12 protein-coding genes are annotated in these 18,352 nt (G+C 51.4%); 2 read left to right on the forward strand and 10 right to left on the reverse strand.

Going from position 1 to position 18,352, the window contains the following annotated elements; translation table 11 throughout:
* Positions 1 to 204 precede the first annotated feature (204 nt).
* From C3D30_RS03340 to mocA, 5 genes are all read right to left on the reverse strand, one after another.
* The gene (locus tag C3D30_RS03340) at positions 205 to 3,075 is read right to left on the reverse strand and encodes a molybdopterin-dependent oxidoreductase Mo/Fe-S-binding subunit (protein WP_000583584.1); all 2,871 of its coding nucleotides are present in this window, start codon (positions 3,073 to 3,075) and stop codon (positions 205 to 207) included.
* Positions 3,072 to 3,851 carry a molybdopterin-dependent oxidoreductase FAD-binding subunit gene (ygfM, locus tag C3D30_RS03345; protein ID WP_105285500.1) on the reverse strand — a complete coding sequence of 260 codons (780 nt, stop codon included), beginning with the start codon at positions 3,849 to 3,851 and terminating at the stop codon, positions 3,072 to 3,074. The genes C3D30_RS03340 and ygfM overlap by 4 nt, the downstream gene beginning before the upstream one ends.
* A 50-nt stretch (positions 3,852 to 3,901) precedes the next feature.
* On the reverse strand, positions 3,902 to 5,230 hold the full coding sequence (gene ssnA / locus C3D30_RS03350) for a putative aminohydrolase SsnA (protein WP_000906288.1): 1,329 nt from the start codon (positions 5,228 to 5,230) through the stop codon (positions 3,902 to 3,904).
* Between the two features lie 2 nt (positions 5,231 to 5,232).
* The gene (gene ygfK, locus C3D30_RS03355; RefSeq protein WP_105286462.1) at positions 5,233 to 8,331 is read right to left on the reverse strand and encodes a putative selenate reductase subunit YgfK; all 3,099 of its coding nucleotides are present in this window, start codon (positions 8,329 to 8,331) and stop codon (positions 5,233 to 5,235) included.
* Between the two features lie 322 nt (positions 8,332 to 8,653).
* The gene (gene mocA / locus C3D30_RS03360; RefSeq protein ID WP_001272831.1) at positions 8,654 to 9,232 is read right to left on the reverse strand and encodes a molybdenum cofactor cytidylyltransferase; all 579 of its coding nucleotides are present in this window, start codon (positions 9,230 to 9,232) and stop codon (positions 8,654 to 8,656) included.
* Positions 9,233 to 9,336: 104 nt separating this feature from the next.
* On the opposite strand from mocA, the gene yqeC reads away from it, so the two are divergent.
* Together yqeC and yqeB are read left to right on the forward strand one after the other, a co-directional pair.
* A complete protein-coding gene (yqeC, locus tag C3D30_RS03365) occupies positions 9,337 to 10,107 on the forward strand; it encodes a selenium cofactor biosynthesis protein YqeC (RefSeq protein ID WP_000835700.1) in 771 nt (256 codons plus the stop codon).
* Positions 10,108 to 10,154: 47 nt separating this feature from the next.
* Positions 10,155 to 11,780 (forward strand): selenium-dependent molybdenum cofactor biosynthesis protein YqeB, encoded by a 1,626-nt coding sequence (gene yqeB / locus C3D30_RS03370; protein ID WP_001020363.1) that lies wholly within the window; start codon positions 10,155 to 10,157, stop codon positions 11,778 to 11,780.
* Positions 11,781 to 11,820: 40 nt separating this feature from the next.
* On the opposite strand, the gene arcC is transcribed toward yqeB, so the two are convergent.
* The 5 genes from arcC to ygeW are packed head-to-tail and all read right to left on the reverse strand — an operon-like array spanning position 11,821 to position 17,949.
* On the reverse strand, positions 11,821 to 12,753 hold the full coding sequence (gene arcC, locus C3D30_RS03375; protein ID WP_000037980.1) for a carbamate kinase: 933 nt from the start codon (positions 12,751 to 12,753) through the stop codon (positions 11,821 to 11,823).
* Positions 12,754 to 12,800: 47 nt separating this feature from the next.
* Complete coding sequence (gene hyuA / locus C3D30_RS03380) at positions 12,801 to 14,186, reverse strand: D-phenylhydantoinase (protein WP_010349350.1); 1,386 nt, start codon at positions 14,184 to 14,186, stop codon at positions 12,801 to 12,803.
* Between the two features lie 52 nt (positions 14,187 to 14,238).
* Positions 14,239 to 15,450 (reverse strand): YgeY family selenium metabolism-linked hydrolase, encoded by a 1,212-nt coding sequence (locus C3D30_RS03385; RefSeq protein ID WP_001107125.1) that lies wholly within the window; start codon positions 15,448 to 15,450, stop codon positions 14,239 to 14,241.
* A 57-nt stretch (positions 15,451 to 15,507) separates the two neighbouring features.
* Entirely contained in the window at positions 15,508 to 16,704 is a 1,197-nt protein-coding gene (gene dpaL / locus C3D30_RS03390; RefSeq protein ID WP_000110483.1) for a diaminopropionate ammonia-lyase, read from the reverse strand.
* A gap of 57 nt (positions 16,705 to 16,761) precedes the next feature.
* Entirely contained in the window at positions 16,762 to 17,949 is a 1,188-nt protein-coding gene (ygeW, locus tag C3D30_RS03395) for a knotted carbamoyltransferase YgeW (protein ID WP_001360948.1), read from the reverse strand.
* Between the last annotated feature and the right edge of the window lie 403 nt (positions 17,950 to 18,352).

An 18,352-nucleotide genomic window follows, 5' to 3' on the forward strand; every position in this document is an offset into this window, starting at 1 on the left:
ACAGAGAAACAGGCCGCAGAAGCGGTAACAGATTGTTGATAAATCGCGCTTTGTTCATGCCGGAAGCGGCGTGAACGCCTTATCCGCCTGCCAAATCATGCTAACTCAATATATTGCAGTCGACATGTAGGTCTGATAAGCGCAGCGCATCAGGCCATTTCGCGTTTGTCAGCAATCCAGGCCGCCGAAGCGGCCATTTATTACTTATATTTTTTCCAGCGCGGTGAGTATTTTCTCCGGAGTGAAATGCCATTCGCGTAACCAGATGCCGCAGGCATCGTGAATTGCGGTAGCTATTGCTGGTGCTGCGCCATTTACGCCAATTTCCGAGATGGACTTCGCCCCGAACGGGCCGACTTTATCGTCGCTCGGCACCAGTACGGCACGGAAATCACGTGGGATGTCACCAATTTTCGGTGCGCCGTAACTGCGTAAATCGCGGGTTAACGGGTGACCTTCGGTGTCATAAATGATTTCTTCGCTCATACTGTGTCCGATAGCACGCAGGGTAGCGCCGTAGATTTGTCCCAACGCTAACTCCGGATTGACCGGCGTACCGCAATCCAGCAGGGCGTAGAATTTGTCCAGGCGGATTTCACCGGTACGCGTGTTGACGGCAACTTCAGCAAAGTTTGCACCATACGGGAAGGCGAAATCAGGCGTGATATAACTGGCTGTTCCCACCAGTGAACCAAAGCCAGTACCGGTTTCGCCTTTATGGGCAATATCCCCGAAACTCACTTCGCCTTTCTTACCGCGCACGACGCCCGGCGTTGCCAGTTGAACATCTTCCAGTGGCTCACCCAACATTTGCGCGCCGTGGAACAGAATTTTCTCCCGCAGATTTTCCGCTGCTAAACGCGCCGCGTTGCCCGAGAAGCAAGTACCGGACGAGGCATATGCGCCTTTATCAAACAAGGCATGATCGGTATCACCGGAGATAACATGCACGTCCTGCGGTGGGCAGTGCAGCACTTCTGCTGCCAGTTTGGTCACCACAGTATCCAGACCAGTACCAATATCCGCACCGCCAGAATGAACGATAAAGGTACCGTCCGATTCCAGTTTGATCATGCAGTTAGCTTGATCGATATCCGGGATCCCCGATTTCTGCATGATAATGGCAACGCCACGACCGATGCGCCAGTCACCATTTTGCGGTTTCGGTGAAGACCATTGAATCATCTCGCGACCCTGACGCAGGATCTCTTCCAGCGCGCAGCTGGCGGCAGATGGAACGGATGTCGGTGCTTTACCTTCACCGATTGCACCGAGGATTTTCAGCTCTTGTCCTTCGTGTACCCGGTTTCGTTCGATAATTTCCAGTTGGTCGATCTGCAACTGTTCAGCCAGTTCCGCTAATGCCATGGTGATCGCGAAGTTACCTTTCGGTGCGCCATAACCCTGATAAGCACCATTTGGACAAATGTTGCTGTAGTAGGTGGTGACCTGGAAATCGACGTTATCGCACGGATATAACGGCAGCGACAGCGCCGGTCCGTTACAGGGTACGGTGAGTGAATGGTTGCCGTAAGGCCCCGTGTTAGCACGGAAATCCATCTTCACTGCCGTCAGGCGACCATCTTTTTTCGCCCCCAGTTTGACAGTGACTTTCGCGACGTGACGAGAGGTGTTGGCAATAAACTCTTCTTCACGGGTGTAGCGAAACAGCACCGGGCGCCCGGTCACGCAGGTTGCCCAGGCGCACACTTCTTCCAGCAGAATGTCTTGTTTAGAGCCGAAACCGCCACCTACGCGTTCTTTAATGACATGAACTTTATGTTGTTTCATACCTACAAGGCGCGCAACCTGGCGGCGTAAGTGCCACGGTACTTGAGTGGAGGCGTGAATAACCAGCCGATCGCCATCCATCCGGGTAAAGCAGATATGTGTTTCAGTCGGGCATTGCTGCGCCTGAGTTGAGTTATAGGTTCGCTCAATGATCACATCGGCATCGGCGAAGCCTTTATCCATATCGCCAATATGTCCATGAATACTGGCGGCGATATTTTTGCGTGGGCGAGAACCGATAGGGAAGTTAATGATCATATGCTCGCCGCGCTGGGCTGCATGACTGTTGTCATCTTCCAGAGTATCTGGCGCACCAGCGACATACACCACCGGTTCATCGTGCACGACAGGTGCATCCTCCGCCATTGCTTCGTCGATCGACATTACCGGTTTAAGCACTTCATATTCAACGTCAATGAGCTTCAGTGCTTCGAGCGCAATTTCTTCACTTTCAGCAACGACCGCAGCAACGCGATCGCCGACGTGACGCATTTTCTTGCCGAACATGCGGCGGTCAAGTGGTGACGGTTCCGGCGCGCTCTGACCACCAGGGGTGTAATAGATGTCCGGGCAATTCAGGTGAGTAATAACGTGAACGACGCCCGGTAATGCTTCGGCTTTGCTGACATCCAGATGGGTAATCAGTGCGTGAGCGTGTGGGCTACGTAACATTTTAATGACGCAGGCGTCAGCCGTTACGCGGTCTTCAACATAGCAGGGTTTCGCCTGCACCATTTTCGCGGCATCAGTTTTAGGATAGTGCTTACCAATGACTTCAAGGTCGTCGCGGAAAGTCGGGGCGATATCAATCGTGGCTTGTGGGTTATTTTTACGCGCAACCGCCAGTTCAACGACCTGGTAGTATTGCTGCCAGCCAGCATCGCGGCTGAACAGACCAGAAAGCGCGTCGTCGATCTCTTCGCGGGTAGGTGCAGCGATGCGATCAAGAAGATCGGTAATAATCAGAGCCGCAGCCGGATCGTTATAACCGGACTGCACCACGCCGACATCAACCATTGCCTGCTGAACCAGACTTAACTCGTTCCATTTGCCCAGTGATTCTGCGGTACGAATGTCTGCTTTTTCTAACTGTGCGGCAATAAGCAGGGATGCGTTGACGATATTACCGTTAAAGATAATTGCGTCAGAACCGGCAAAACCGAAACCATCATCACTGTTGCGTACAGAGTGCATTCCCATGTGAAACAACAGCTTTTGCACGTTTTCGCCAGGATTAACGGTTAGCGCCTGGGGCGCGCCATTTAAAGTAAAGTGGATAATCATACGGCTTCCTCCCCAGCCTGTTGGCAGTCGGCATACAGGTCGGCTACCAGAACTCCCGTGATATAGCGTTTATAGGCCACGCTGCCCCGCAAATCTTCCTGCGGGAAAATGGCGTTGGCGACAGCCTGTTCAAGTGCATTGCCTTCCAGATTTTGTTTTTCAACATCGTGCAGACGCAGGGCTTTACTGGCGACGCCATCCAGCGCAATTCGCATACCGTCGTGGTCGGTTAACGCAACGGCCGCAGTCACCACCGTTAACCCAGCCTGGGAACGGCTAATTTTGCGAGTCGCGCAGGTGCGATACGGATCTTTAATGATGATTTCCGTCAGCAGACGATCGCATGGACAGGCCAGGTAGTCCTCGATTGACAGCGTTTCGCCGTTGCCAAAAACCAGTTCAGCATCCAGTGCCAGCAGGACGGGAAGCAGCACCGACTCTTCCTGCCGGGCGGCGATTTCACCACCAATGGTCGACTGATTACGAACATGGCGTGAGTAAACAAAACCGAGGGCTTCACGCAGTGCTGCAGGAATAAATCGCGCATCACGCAGTGGCTGCAAGCGAGACATTGCGCCAATCCGCAGTGCACCGTTATCCCAGTCAACCCAGTCCAGTTCCAGATCCTGTAAGGAAATGGCAATCTTTTTATCGGTACGGGTTGGTGTGGCGTTGAGTTTGCTGCCCCCGGCGAACCAGACGGCTTCATCCTGGTAGCGGCGCTTCAGTTCCAGCGCCTGTTCGACAGAGTCGGGCCTGAAAAATTGTTCAATCATCTTCTTTCCTTATTTAACCCTCTTCCCTACGGGAAGAGGGTATTTGTCATTTATGCCAGCGCATCCATCCGACGCCACATACTGGCAGCGGCTTTTCTGGCTTGCGCATAAATGGAATCGCAATCGAAGTTAAACTGACGGTCTTCATAGACCATCACACCGTTGACCATCACGCTGTGAACGCTGCCTGAACCCATGCCGAAAGCGATATGACCGGCGATATTGTCCGCCAGCAACGGCGTTGGCGAGTTGTAATCGCAAATGGTTAAATCGGCTTTATAACCGGCTTCCAGCAGGCCGAATTTCGCACCAAAGTTGCGACTCATTAGTTCGTTGCCGTTAGTCAGGGCTTTGGCAAAACTGTCAGGCCACAGCGGACCACCAGCGTCACGATGTTTAAAGAAGGCGAATTTCATCTCTTCAAACATGTCTGAACCGATGCCGTCGGTTCCCAGCGCCAGATTGCGGATATCGCTAAGATGATGGTTGTAACCAACATGGTTATTCATGTTGGAGCGGGCGTTATGTACCAGGAACGCGTCACGCTGATTAAGCAGGGCGATATCCTCTTTCGACAGATACAGGCCGTGGGCGACCAGCGTTTTGCTATCGATAAGATCGAATTGCGCCAGCCGTGCCAGCAGATCTTTGCCGTACCAGTGGTGACTGTGAGAAACGTCGTAAAGATCTTCAGCAGCGTGAATGTGTAAACCACGCCCGGTGGCTTTTACGGCTTCGCGCAGCATTTCCAGACCGGCATCCGGCACAGTAAACGGCGCGTGAGCACCAATATGCGCTTCGACCAGATATGGCTCGGTAGCCGCTTTCTTCGCGTCGTCAATCTGACGGGCGAAGCGGATGTTTTCTTCTACCCCTTCCTGCAATTCTTTGATGCCGTTGTTACGGTCAGTGGTTTCAAAACAGGTCATCGCACGCAGGCCAACTTTTAAAAATGCGTTGCGCAGCGTCGAGAGTGACCCGCCGATATAAGCCGGGGAAGCATGGTGATCGATAACCGACGTGCATCCGCTCTTGATTGCTTCGAGTGAACAAATCAGCCCGCTGTAATAGAGCGACTCTTCATCAAGGGCACGATCGAGCCGCCACCACAGGTTTTTCAGCGTTGAGATGAAATCCGGGCAGGGGGCGATGTTCGCCATAATTCCGCGCGAAAGTCCCGAGTAAAAATGGTTGTGCGAGCAGACAATCCCAGGCATCACAATCCGGCCATGCATCTCTTTGTAGCTGGCGTCAGGATAACGCTGCGTCAGAGCATCGCCGATCGCGACAATCACATCATTTTCGATGGCGATATCGACGCCTTCCTGCACTTTTGCCGGGTGTAACTGCACTGCGGTGACATTCTTCAGAATCAACATGATTACACCTCCACGCGGCCCAGCAGATAATGATGATGCTGGTGGACATGGCTGATAATGCGGCACATGTCGTTCAGCTCTGGCGGTACGTTGTCGAACTGACCTTCGCTATTGATGTTCAACACCCAACTCTGGTTATTCAGACGGACACGTACACGCTCATCTTCCACCAGGAAGCCTGGATTGCTGCTGTTATCAAAGTCTTGCGACAGACTAAAGACGGTGATTTTGTCTTTGTACGGTTTACCGTTCCACGGGCAGAACTGGGCGCAGTTGCCGCATTCGTTGCAGTAAGCGTCAAGGTGCAGCGTCTGGAAACGGTTCTGGAAGCCAGGGACGGCAATTGAGACGTTGGCGCGGTTCGGGCAGACATCTACACACTTGCTGCAAACGTAGTTACATTCAAGGCAGCGAGCGGCTTCCTGGGCGACAAACGCGTCGCGATCGTCGCTGTTCACCAGGGTGACAGAGATATCACCTTTACGTTGGTAGATTTCCGCCGGGTTGACGTTGTTCCAGTGTTTATCGTTCTGGTGGGAGCGAATATTTTCCCGACTAAGGATGGCATCGGTAGCCCGACGAGCGGTGCCAACTGCGGCAACGATAGAGGACGGTCCGCGCTGTACGTCACCGATCATAAAGACGTCAGTCAGGCGGGTCTCACCGTTATGGTCGACATCAGGCCAGCCGTTTTTGTCCAGCGGCACGCCCATCGCATTCAGGGCTTCAGTATCCTGCTGTTCGCCAATGGCGGTGATCAGGCTGTCTACGTGCAGCGTTACCGTTTCGCTGGTTTCAACCGGACGGCGGCGACCTTTCTCATCAGGTTCGCCAAGCGACATGACGCGCAACGTTAAGGTGCCATCCGCATCAAAACGTTCTGGGTTATTGAGGAAACGGAACTCTACGCCATCGTGTAGTGCTTCTTCATACTCTTCGCGCCATGCTGGCATCTCTTGCAGTGAACGACGGTAAACGACAGTCGCTTTTTCTACGCCCGGCACGCGTAATGCCGCGCGGGCGCAGTCCATTGCGGTGTTACCCGCACCGACAATCACCACATGTTTGCCCAGCTTGAGCGCCGTTCCTTTGTTGTACTCACGCAGGAAGGGGAGGGATTTCCAGACATTCTGGTTGTCGCCAGCCAGTTTCACACCGCTGTTTTTATCGGTGCCGGTGGCAATCAGAACATAGTGGAAACCCTGATTTTTTAACTGTTCGACGGTCAGATCCGGTGAGCAGTCATACTCAAATTTCACGCCGTGATCGGCAACAAAATTGATATCGTGCTGAATCAACTCAGCAGGAATACGGAATTGGGGAATGATATTTTTCACCACGCCGCCGGCGTTAGCTTCGCGTTCAAACAGTGTGACCGGATGCCCCGCTCTGGCAAGGAAGTAACCTGCAGCCAGACCCGCAGGACCCGCGCCAATAACGGCAACCGGATGGCGAGAACCGGAACCCGCTGGTTTGTGCCAGCGTTGTTTGTATTCATCCCAGCCTTTTTCCAGGGCGACTTTTTTCAGTTCGCGGATATTCAGCGCACTGTCGTAATCCAGGCGGGTACAGTTGTACTGGCACTGGTGATCGCAAATGTGACCAGTAATGGCGGGCAGGGCATTACGTTGGTAGATGAGTTCCAGCGCGTCGGCATAACGATGTTCGCCCAACAGTCGAATGTATTCCGGAATATCCTGTTTGATGGCGCAGGCAGTGACACAGGGGGCAACGTAGCAGTCGGTCAGCGGCAGGTCTTCTGCCACTTCTATCCGCTCTTCTGGCTTCCAGTGTTTCTGGGTGTATTCCATGGTCAGCGCATCTGCGGCCAGCTTGCTCAGTCGTTCCACGTCAACGTGGTCAAGTTCCCAGGCGTCGGAGCCTTCCAGCTCGCGCATACAGGCACTTAAACGCAGATAGCCGCCTGGTTTCAGCAAATCGGTTGCCATGGTGATTGGGCGAATGCCAGTATCGAAAATATCGCGGATAGTCAGCTGGCTGGCACCACCGGAATAAGAAATTGGCAGTTTGCCGTCAAAGGCGCGGGACAGAACTGCTGCGACATTGATAGAGAGCGGGAACAGCGCACGGCCGGACATATACATCTCTTCACCGGGCAGTGCGCCTTTGTTATTGATGGTGCCGAGAGTGTTAGTCAGTTTGACGCCAAAGCCGAGTGATTTTTCTTTTGCCAGCGCCATCAGGCGTTCCAGCATTTCCAGCGCCTGCGTCAGCTTGAGGTCGTGATCAAATGACTCTTCTTTTAAGCCGATGTAATCGAATCCACATCCATCAAGAATCTCACGAACACGCGCGTACCCAAGTAAGGTCGGGTTGAGTTTCACAAAGGTGTTCAGCTCTTTTTCTTCCAGCATGTAGCGGCAAATGGCTTCGATTTCATGCGGAGGGCAGCCGTGCATGGTGGAGAGGGTAACGCCTTGTACCATGCTGGTGGGGATACGGGCTGGCAAGGCCTGCAAGCTTTCACGTTTTTCCTGCAATCCGTGGCGGGCTAAAAATGCGTCATCGTGGAGGAGTTTATTCAGCGTATCGTGGTATTGAGCGAATCTCGGATGGTCAGATGCGTCCATCATATTGTCGATGAACTGCTGCATCGGCGGCTGCTTAATGCCTTCGAGGTTGTAACCGACGCTCATATTAAAAATAAACGATTTACCGGAGTCAGAAGGCTGGAACATCGCTTCGAGAAGATGCAGGGCAAACCAGGCTTTGAGGTATTCATCCCAGGCTTTAAGCAGGGTAAATTCGGTGGACCATTCGGTGTTAAAGCACTCATCTTCGGCGTCGATACAAGGCTTTTCCAGCTCCAGACGATCAAGAATCTGGACGGTTTTTAGTTCGATGAAGCGTCCGCCAGTCAGCCAGGAGGTGACGATGTTTTGCGCGAGTTGCGTGTGCGGACCAGCGGCAGGGCCGACGGGGGTGGCACAGGTTTCACCGAAGACGCCGACAGATTTACCTTTTACGGGTGAGTAAAACTGTTGCTCAGGAATACCAAAGATTGAGCGTTGTTGTTGGTATTCATCAAATATGCGCGTCAAAAGTTCCTCAAACGGAATGGGACGCATAATATCCCCCATAACCCTCTCCTTAGCTTATACAGATATCATTGAGTAACCGGTATTGATAAATCCGGTGGTTTAAGGAGACAGAGCAACAATCGCACCACTATTGCCAGGTTGGTCCTGAAATATAAAAAAATGTGAGGCGCCTCGAAACTTAATGGTTTTTTGTGAATGATCTCACAGGTGCTAAATGAGAATTAAAATCACTACTGATAGTTATTATTGTCAGGGCTTTTATCATTTTTTCTCATTTCTCAAAATCAGTGACTCCTTATCATTATGATAAAAACGCGCTGAGTGGAATGAATATTTGAACGCAATCGTTTAACCTGATTTTCTAAAATTTAGTATGCCGCTTTTGCGCATAAATAAAGTCCTCGGGGGTATCAATATCTAAAATTATTTCTTCATCTTCTATTTCGACGGAATAATGCTCACCCATTTGCAATGCCTGACGCATATTGGTCACGTTGGGGCGTTGGATAGCCTGCATCAGACTCGACTTTGAGATTAAAATGGGATGACCAGGAATGCCATTGTGGAGTGGAAGTATTGCGCCGTCATTGCGTAACTGCCAGATTTTATTGAAAATATTTGCATTAATGCTCGGCATGTCGCCATGAGTAATAAAGCAATGTTCGGTTTGCACTTCAGGAGCAGCAGCCTTCACCGAGGTCAGTAAGCCCTGCTCATAATCTGGATTATAAATAAGAGTAATATTGTCAGTGTTCTCGTAGCGATGATGCAGTTCATTAGCGCGAAAACCCGTAACTAAAATAATTCGACTACAAAACTGCAACGCGTTTTTGATACTTGCATCAAGAATTGTTTCCTGTTGCCAGGGTAACATCATTTTCCATTGTCCCATTCTTGATGATAATCCAGCAGCGGTAATTATACAGTCGATGGCTGACATAGTGATTCCATTATTTATATCGGTTAATAACGCCTGAAAATTGCGTTACTTCCTGGTTAATGAATTTGTGGGTTAATTTATCCCAGAGAGGTCTATGAAGACTCGTGAAAAGTATAATTGACCCATCAGCATTATTCATTGATTTAGGCGTGCAGAACGCTCCGGCAGTCATTTCTGTTGTTGGTGCAGGGGGGAAAACCAGTCTGCTTTTTTGGCTGGCAGAGTTACTTCAGTCTAGTGGCAGGCGCGTGTTAATCACGACGACGACACATATGTTTATACCAACGTCTCACTGGCCCGTGGTTTTCTGTCGCGATCCCGCCATGCTTCCTCATGCGTCTCTCACATCCCCCATTGCATTTTGTTTTCACCGCTTCAAAGCGAAACAGGGAAAAGCGCAGGGATTTACGCCAGATACCATTGATGTACTGGCGCAACGACCAGAATGTGACGTAATTCTCATTGAGGCAGATGGCTCGCGTGGAATGCCGTTAAAAGCGCCGGATGAGCACGAACCTTGCATACCAAAAAGCAGTTGCTGCGTGATTGCTGTGATGGGAGGGCATATTTTGGGCGCTAAAGTTGGCACCGAAAATATCCATCGCTGGTCGCAGTTTGCTGATATTACTGGGTTAACACCAGATGCAACCTTGCAACTGAGCGATCTCGTTGCGCTGGTTCGCCATCCGCAGGGCGCGTTTAAAAACGTACCGCAAGGCTGTCGGCGAGTCTGGTTCATTAACCGTTTTTCTCAATGTGAGAATGCGATTGCGCAAAGCGAGCTACTCAAACCGCTGCAACAACATGACGTAGAGGCAATCTGGCTGGGCGATATACAAGAACATCCTGCAATCGCGCGCAGATTTGTGAATTAGCAGCTCGGGCATTCCGGGTTACTGAAAGGATATCCATTGAGGTTGGTATGAATATTTTCACAGAGGCTGCAAAACTCGAAGAGCAAAATTGTCCGTTTGCGATGGCGCAAATTGTTGATAGCCGAGGTTCTACACCCCGTCATTCTGCACAAATGTTAGTGCGTGCCGATGGTTCTATCGTCGGCACAATTGGCGGCGGAATGGTTGAGCGGAAGGTGATTGAAGAGTCGCTTCAGGCATTGCAGGAACGTAAGCCGCGATTATTCCACGGGCGCATGGCTCGTAACGGCGCGGATGCCGTCGGGTCAGATTGCGGAGGCGCAATGTCAGTGTTTATCAGCGTACATGGTATGCGACCACGTCTGGTGTTGATCGGCGCGGGGCATGTCAACCGGGCGATAGCCCAGAGTGCCGCGTTATTAGGGTTTGATATCGCCGTTGCCGATATTTATCGCGAAAGCCTCAATCCTGAACTTTTTCCGCCGTCAACTACGCTTCTCCATGCCGATTCGTTTGGCGCGGCAGTAGAAGCACTGGAGATTCGCCCTGATAATTTTGTCCTGATTGCCACGAATAATCAGGATCGTGAAGCCCTCGATAAACTCATTGAGCAGCCTATTGCATGGCTGGGTTTGCTGGCAAGTCGCCGCAAGGTGCAGCTTTTCCTGCGTCAGTTGCGCGAGAAAGGCGTGGCTGAAGAACATATTGCCCGTTTACATGCGCCGGTTGGTTACAACATTGGTGCGGAAACGCCGCAGGAGATAGCCATCAGCGTGCTGGCAGAAATATTACAGGTGAAAAATAACGCGCCGGGTGGGCTGATGATGAAACCTACGCATCCTTCCGGACACCAACTGGTGGTGATTCGCGGTGCGGGGGATATCGCCAGTGGTGTGGCGCTGCGTCTGTATCATGCGGGGTTCAAAGTGATCATGCTGGAAGTGGAAAAGCCAACGGTGATTCGTTGTACCGTGGCGTTTGCCCAAGCCGTGTTCGACGGCGAAATGACGGTCGAAGGCGTCACTGCCTGCCTGGCAACCAGCTCTGCGGAGGCGATGAAACTTACCGAACGCGGATTCATCCCGGTGATGGTAGATCCTGCCTGTTCACTGCTTGATGAACTGAAACCGCTTTGCGTTGTGGACGCTATTCTTGCGAAACAGAATTTGGGTACGCGTGCAGATATGGCGCCAGTGACGATCGCGCTTGGACCGGGCTTTACCGCAGGTAAAGATTGTCATGCGGTGATTGAAACGAATCGTGGGCACTGGCTCGGTCAGGTGATTTACTCCGGCTGCGCACAGGAAAATACAGGTGTTCCCGGTAATATCATGGGGCACACCACCCGACGAGTTATTCGTGCTCCGGCGGCGGGCATCATGCGATCCAAGGTGAAATTAGGCGATCTGGTGGAAGAAGGTGATGTGATTGCCTGGATTGGCGAGCATGAAATTAAAGCGCCGTTGACGGGGATGGTACGTGGCTTGTTGAACGACGGACTGGCTGTGGTCGGTGGTTTTAAAATTGGTGATATTGACCCTCGTGGTGAAACGGCTGATTTTACCAGTGTTTCAGATAAAGCCAGGGCGATTGGCGGCGGCGTACTTGAGGCGTTAATGATGTTGATGCATCAGGGCGTTAAAGCGACAGAAGAAGTGCTGGAAGTGGCTTAAATGAAAACGGCCGGATGGTATTACCCATCCGGCCTTTAACTTACTGACAAATCACCGTTCCGGTTTTGCCTTCAATCCCTTCTTTCGCTTTGCTCAACACGGTAATCAGTGCTTCGCGACCTGCGCGAGAGCGAGCAAACGAGGCGGCAGCTTCCACTTTCGGCAGCATAGAACCTTTCGCAAAATGACCTTCTTCGATAAAGCGTTCTGCATCGGCCAATGACAGGCGGTCGAGCCACTGCTCATTCTCTTTACCGAAGTTAATGGCCACTTTTTCTACCGCAGTCAGAATGATCAGCATATCGGCATCGATCATTTCTGCCAGACGGGCGCTGGCCCAGTCTTTATCGATAACCGCGCTGGCACCGCGCAGATGATTGCCTTCACGAATCACAGGAATACCGCCACCGCCAACGGTGATCACCACCTGGCCTGCATCTACCAGAGCTTTAACCGTTTCTTTTTCAATAATATCAACAGGCTTCGGTGAGGCTACTACACGACGATAGCCACGACCCGCGTCTTCTTTCAGGGTGTAACCCTGTTTTGTCAGTTGCTCGGCTTCCTGCTCGGTAAAGAACGATCCGATCGGTTTGGTCGGGTGGAGGAATGCCGGATCGTTAGCGTCGACTTCGACCTGAGTAACCAGCGTTGCTACAGGTTTATTAATACCACGAGAAAGCAGCTCTTCCCTTAAGGCATTTTGCAGATCGTAACCAATATATCCCTGACTTAACGCAACACAGACAGACATCGGCAGCATCGGCGAGTGCGCTTCAGTTTTTGCGGCAGCTTCGAATGCCTGGTTAATCATGCCTACCTGCGGTCCATTACCATGAGTGACGATAACTTCATGTCCCTGGGCAATTAAATCAACAATTGCCTGAGACGTAATTTTTACCGCTTTCATTTGTCCGGCCAGATCGTCGCCCAGCGCATTCCCGCCGAGGGCGAGAACAATTTTCTTACTCATTTTTCCTCACTCATCATTCTTGATTGTGTATAGATCCCTGGCAGTGGTTAGAGCACGGGAGGGACAAACGGTTTGCGTCGCAGGAAACGACCACGTCCGGCTTTGCCTGTAAAGGCTCCGTCGCAGAAAATCGTTTCACCACGGGATAAGGTTCTGACAATCGCGCCCTGACAGGTAAAGCCCTCCCAGGGAGAATAGTCGGCATTGTCGTGGAGATGGCGATGTTGAATGTGTTGGCTCTGGCGTGGATCGATAATCACCACGTCGCCATCGGAACCGGGCGCTAACAATCCTTTTTGTGGCCACAGGCCAAACAGCCTGGCGGGCATCGCACTGGTTAACTCAACAAAACGTTCCGGGGTGATACGTCCGGTCATTACGCCGCTGGAAAACAGCAATTGCATACGATTTTCCACACCGGGTAAGCCATTTGGGCAGCGACTGAAATCGCCTTTAGAAATTTGCTGGCGTTGAGCCATCGAGAAGGTGCAATGATCGGTCGCTACCACGTCAATCGCACCATCGCTGATGCCGCACCACAGCTTGTCCTGCTCACGAACGTTGCGCAGCGGCGGGCTAAGGATAAATTTCATTCCGTCTTCTGTATCGTAACTGCGTTCGTCCAGCAGAAGATATTGTGGGCAGGTTTCAACCCAGACTGGCTGGTGATTCGCACGGGCAAGACGCAGATAATCCAGACCTAAGCCGTTAGACAGATGGACGATATAGAGTGGGGCGTTGCCGGCAAGTTGCGCCAGGTTAATCATGCGGGCGATAGCTTCTGCTTCGCATTCCAGAGGTCGACTCAATGCGTGATAGCGCGGAGCGGTTAGCCCGGCGGCGATGAACTCCGCCCGCTTACTGGCGATAGCTGCGTCATTTTCCGGGTGCACAGTGGTCAGGGCGCCGGACTCATGCAAGCGGCGTAATGCTTGCAACACTTCGTCATCGTTGAGTTTATATTGATAGGTTAAATAGAGTTTAAAACTGCTCAGCCCTTCCTCGACCATCATCGGAATTTCGTCGAGGATGGCGTGATTAATATGCTGAATTACACCGTGAAAGCTGTAGTCGATGACCGCTTTATGGGCGGCATAGCCACGATAAACTTCCAGTTGATGGCGTAACCGGCAGCCGTTTGGGCCAAATCCCATATGGTCAATAATGGTTGTTGTACCGCCACACGCGGCTGCGCGAGTACCGGTAAAAAAATCATCACAACTGCGCGCAATGCCGACATCAATATTGAAATGTGTATGGACATCGACGCCGCCAGGGAAAACGTAACAGCCAGTGGCATCAATTTCTTCATAAGGGAGCTGCGGCGAAATATCGGTGCCCAACTGGCGAACAATCCCGCTTTCAATCAACAAATCCTGTTTGGCTTGTCCATCTGCGTTAACGACAGTGCCGTTTTTGATCAATACGCGCATAGCAAACTCCAAAAACCCTCCGGCGAACCGGAGGGGAATAAGTTAAGAATAATTATTCGGTTGCCAGCCAGCTTAACGGGATTGCAGCGTACATAGCGGCACAGGTCACTAGGTGTGATTTCCAGGTTTTTTCGTTTGGCGCGTGCGCTTCAGGTTCTTTACCTGGGCCAAAGCCGATCACCGGAATGCCGTGACGACCCATGATGGATACGCCGTTAGTTGAGAAGGTCCACTTATCAACGACCGGCGCTTTGCCAAACAGACCTTCGTAGGCATTCACCAGGGCTTTAACAGTGAAGTGATCTTCTTCCACTTTCCAGGTCGGGAAGTAGCATTCGGTTGGGTAAACCAGGCCAGTCCAGGAAGGACGGTCGTAGTTGTACATAGAAACAACCGCGTTGGCTTTCTGTACCGCAGGCAGGGCGCGGATTTCGTCCAACGCGCCTTCCCAGGTTTCACCCCAGGTCAGACGACGGTCAATAGAAACTGCGCAGCTGTCTGCTACAGCGCAACGGCTTGGGGAGGTAAAGAAAATTTCAGAAACGGTGAGGGTGCCTTTGCCGAGGAATTCGTCATAGCCCAGACGCTGGGAGAGTTCTTGTAATTCGCCAAGAATCGGTCCCATTTTGAAAATGGCGTTATCACCGCGTTCTGGCGCAGAACCGTGGCAGCTAACTCCCTGAACATCTATACGAATTTCCATACGTCCGCGCTGACCACGGTATACCTGGCAATCAGTCGGTTCAGTACTGACCACAAATTCCGGGCGAATGCCGGATTGTTCAATAATGTACTGCCAGCACAGACCGTCGCAGTCTTCTTCCTGCACCGTACCGGTGACCAGCAGGGTGTATTCATCTTCCAGACCAAGGTCTTTAATGATTTTACCGGCATAAACCATAGATGCCATGCCGCCTTCCTGGTCGGAAGTGCCGCGACCACCAATCAGCTCATCAGTTTCCATGCCTTCGTACGGATCGAAGTCCCAGTTTTTGATGTTGCCAATGCCGACGGTATCGATATGAGCGTCCATTGCCACCAGACGCGGGCCGTGGCCGATATAACCGAGAACGTTACCCATCGGGTCGATTTCAACTTTATCGAAGCCGACTTTTTCCATCTCTTCTTTAATACGATGCACTACGCGTTTTTCGTCGCAGCTTTCGCTGGGAATCGCAACCATGTCGCGCAGGAAGCGAGTCATGTCTGCCTGGTAATCCTTTGCTTTTTCAAGAATCAGTTTGAATGGAATATTCTTAGCCATTATTTTTCTCCAGTTTTTTTACTCCCCGTTTTGCAGGGAGCAGTTCCAATAGGGTGATTAAGGTGCTACAGAGTGTTTGCCTTCCCAGACAACTTCGCGGTAGTGCTTCACGTCGGTGTCGCCTTCAGTGCTGATAACCAGCACCACGGCATCTTTGTTCAGCGCCAGTTTTTCCATCAGGCTTTGACGTTGCGGGTGATAATGAACCGCCGCGAGAACGCCCAAACCGACAGCGCCAGATTCACCGGAGATGATGCGTGGATCGTTGCCATACGGATTACCCAGCACGCGCATACCTAATGCGGCAACGCTGTCCTGGCAGGAGATGAATTGGGTGGCGCAGTTACGTAGGATTTCCCAGCCCAGCGGGTTAGGTTCGCCGCAGGCCAGGCCCGCCATAATAGTGGCCATATCGCCGCCAACGTTGACGATATCGCCTTTGACGCCAGAGCGATAAATACAGTCAGCTTTGTCAGGTTCAACAATAATGCTGTGCAGATTTTGCGGGCTATAGACATCGACCAGATAACCCAACACACCACCGGCCATAGCACCGACACCGGCTTGCAGCAGAACGTGCGTCGGGGTTACGCCCATTTCACGCATTTGCTCGACAGCTTCATCTGCCAGCGTGGCATAGCCCTGCATGATCCAGGTTGGGATTTTGGTGTAGCCTTCCCAGGCTGTGTCTTGTACCACTTCCCAGCCGTGCTGCTGCGCGTGTTGCATGGTCAGGCGAACGGTGTCGTCATAGTTCATATCGGTGACGATGCACTCGGCACCGAGATTCAGAATGGCGTCAACGCGTTCCTGAGCGGAGCCTTTCGGCATGTAAATCACCGCATTCTGTCCGAGTTGCTGCGCTGCCCATGCCACACCGCGCCCGTGGTTGCCGTCGGTGGTGGTGGCGAAGGTCATTTTTTCGCCGATAGCCTTTTTCAGGTGTTCAAATGACAGTGTTTCGATATCAAGATGATATTTTTCGCACAGTAACTGAGCGATGGCATACGCACCGCCGAGCATCTTGAAGGCGTTCAGACCGAATCGTTTTGATTCGTCCTTAACGAGAATTTTCTTCACACCAAAAAGGTTCGCGAGGTCGTCCAGCGCACAAAGCGGTGTTGGGCGATAGCCAGCAATCTTCTGATGGAACTGGCGCGCCAGTTTTGCCTGGCTTTGCGAAAAGAGCGGTGATGTTTCGCCGTTGAAAAATTTGTTATCGGCGATATCAATCTTCAATGAGAAAACGGACATATCCTATCCTTTTGGCCTCTGTAAATAGAGAGCCGATCTGTCGATCGGCCCGAGGGGTTATTTCACGCGTTCTTGCGCTTCTTTCAGCAGTTGTTCGAGCAGTGCACCCGGTTTGGAGTATTTACGGGACAGGATCATCGCGGCGATGATATAAGGCTTCCAGCTAGCTTCTTTGTAGGTCGCGATACGGTATTTTTCGAATACGCCCTCAGTGACTTCACCTTCTTTGCAGGATACGCCGCTGATATCGGCTGGCAGGCAGTGCATATACAGGGCTTCGCCATCACGGGTCAGCTCCATCATCTCTTCAGTACAATGCCAGTCTTTGTGCTGTGCGTTCTGCGCCAGACACTGTTTTTCCAGTGCTTTTAAGCCTTCGTGATCGTTAGCGCGCAGCAGTTCAGTACGTTCTTCCATCACTTTGTAAGGTGCCCATGACTTCGGATAAACGATGTCTGCATCTTTGAACGCTTCTTCCATGCTGGTGACCTGACGGAAGCTGCCGCCGGACGCTTTAGCATTGTTTTTCGCCACTTCAACCACATCCGGGATCAGGTCGTAACCTTCCGGGTGGGCCAGGGTGACATCCATACCGAAGCGGGTCATCAGGCCGATGATGCCTTGCGGAACAGAAAGCGGTTTGCCGTAGCTTGGTGAATAGGCCCAGGTCATGGCGATTTTTTTACCTTTCAGGTTTTCCAGCGAACCAAAGTGTTCACGCAACCATGCCAGGTCAGCCATCGACTGCGTCGGGTGGTCGATATCACATTGCAGGTTAACTAAAGCCGGGCGCTGCGGCAGCACGCCCTGTTTGTAGCCGTCGTCGAGTGCCGCGCCAACTTCACGCATATAGGCGTTACCCGCACCCAGATACATATCGTCACGAATACCGATAGCGTCGGCGCAGAAGGAGATCATATTAGCGGTTTCACGAACGGTTTCGCCGTGAGCGATTTGTGATTTACCTTCATCAAGATCTTGCTGTGCCAGACCGAGCAGGTTAAGCGCGGAAGCATAAGAAAAACGGGTACGGGTGGAGTTGTCGCGGAATACGGAAATACCTAATCCACTATTAAAGACTTTGGTCGAGATGTTTTCAGCACGCAGTGCTTTTAACGCTGCGGCAACGTCCAGTACTTGTTTCAGTTCATCTGGCGTCTGTTCCCACGTTAACAAAAAATCTTTCTCGTGAAGGTGAGAGGTCAGCGAATTGATATCCTTAATCAGCTCATTAACAGTTTTCATCATAAAGTCCCGATAGTGGAATGACAGGCAAAGTGGTTTATTTCACTGTGACTTGCCAAAGTGATTGGTGTTTTCACAGCTATACCAGGGACTAACAATAAGTGTGCCAGAATTATCTACGCGGCTGCGAAAGAGTAATTTGACAGGTAATGTGTGGGGTTGATCACAAATTAACATTGCACTATGGAGCATAAAAATATACGGAAACGATTGGCTTTTTTTCTGCCGTTATTTATTTGCTGCTAAGTATCGTAAATAAGATATAAGGGAGAGGAGAATCGTCGTCAGTTTGATAAATGCAGTCCCGTAATTCTCATATTGATATAGAAATGTGATATCACTTCCATAATTTCATTAGAAAGTGATAAAAATCCTATGTTTTTAGCAAAGCTATATTTGTCTG

The sequence above is a fragment of the Escherichia sp. MOD1-EC5433 genome, assembly GCF_002966005.1.
In the GTDB taxonomy this organism is placed as follows: domain Bacteria; phylum Pseudomonadota; class Gammaproteobacteria; order Enterobacterales; family Enterobacteriaceae; genus Escherichia; species Escherichia ruysiae.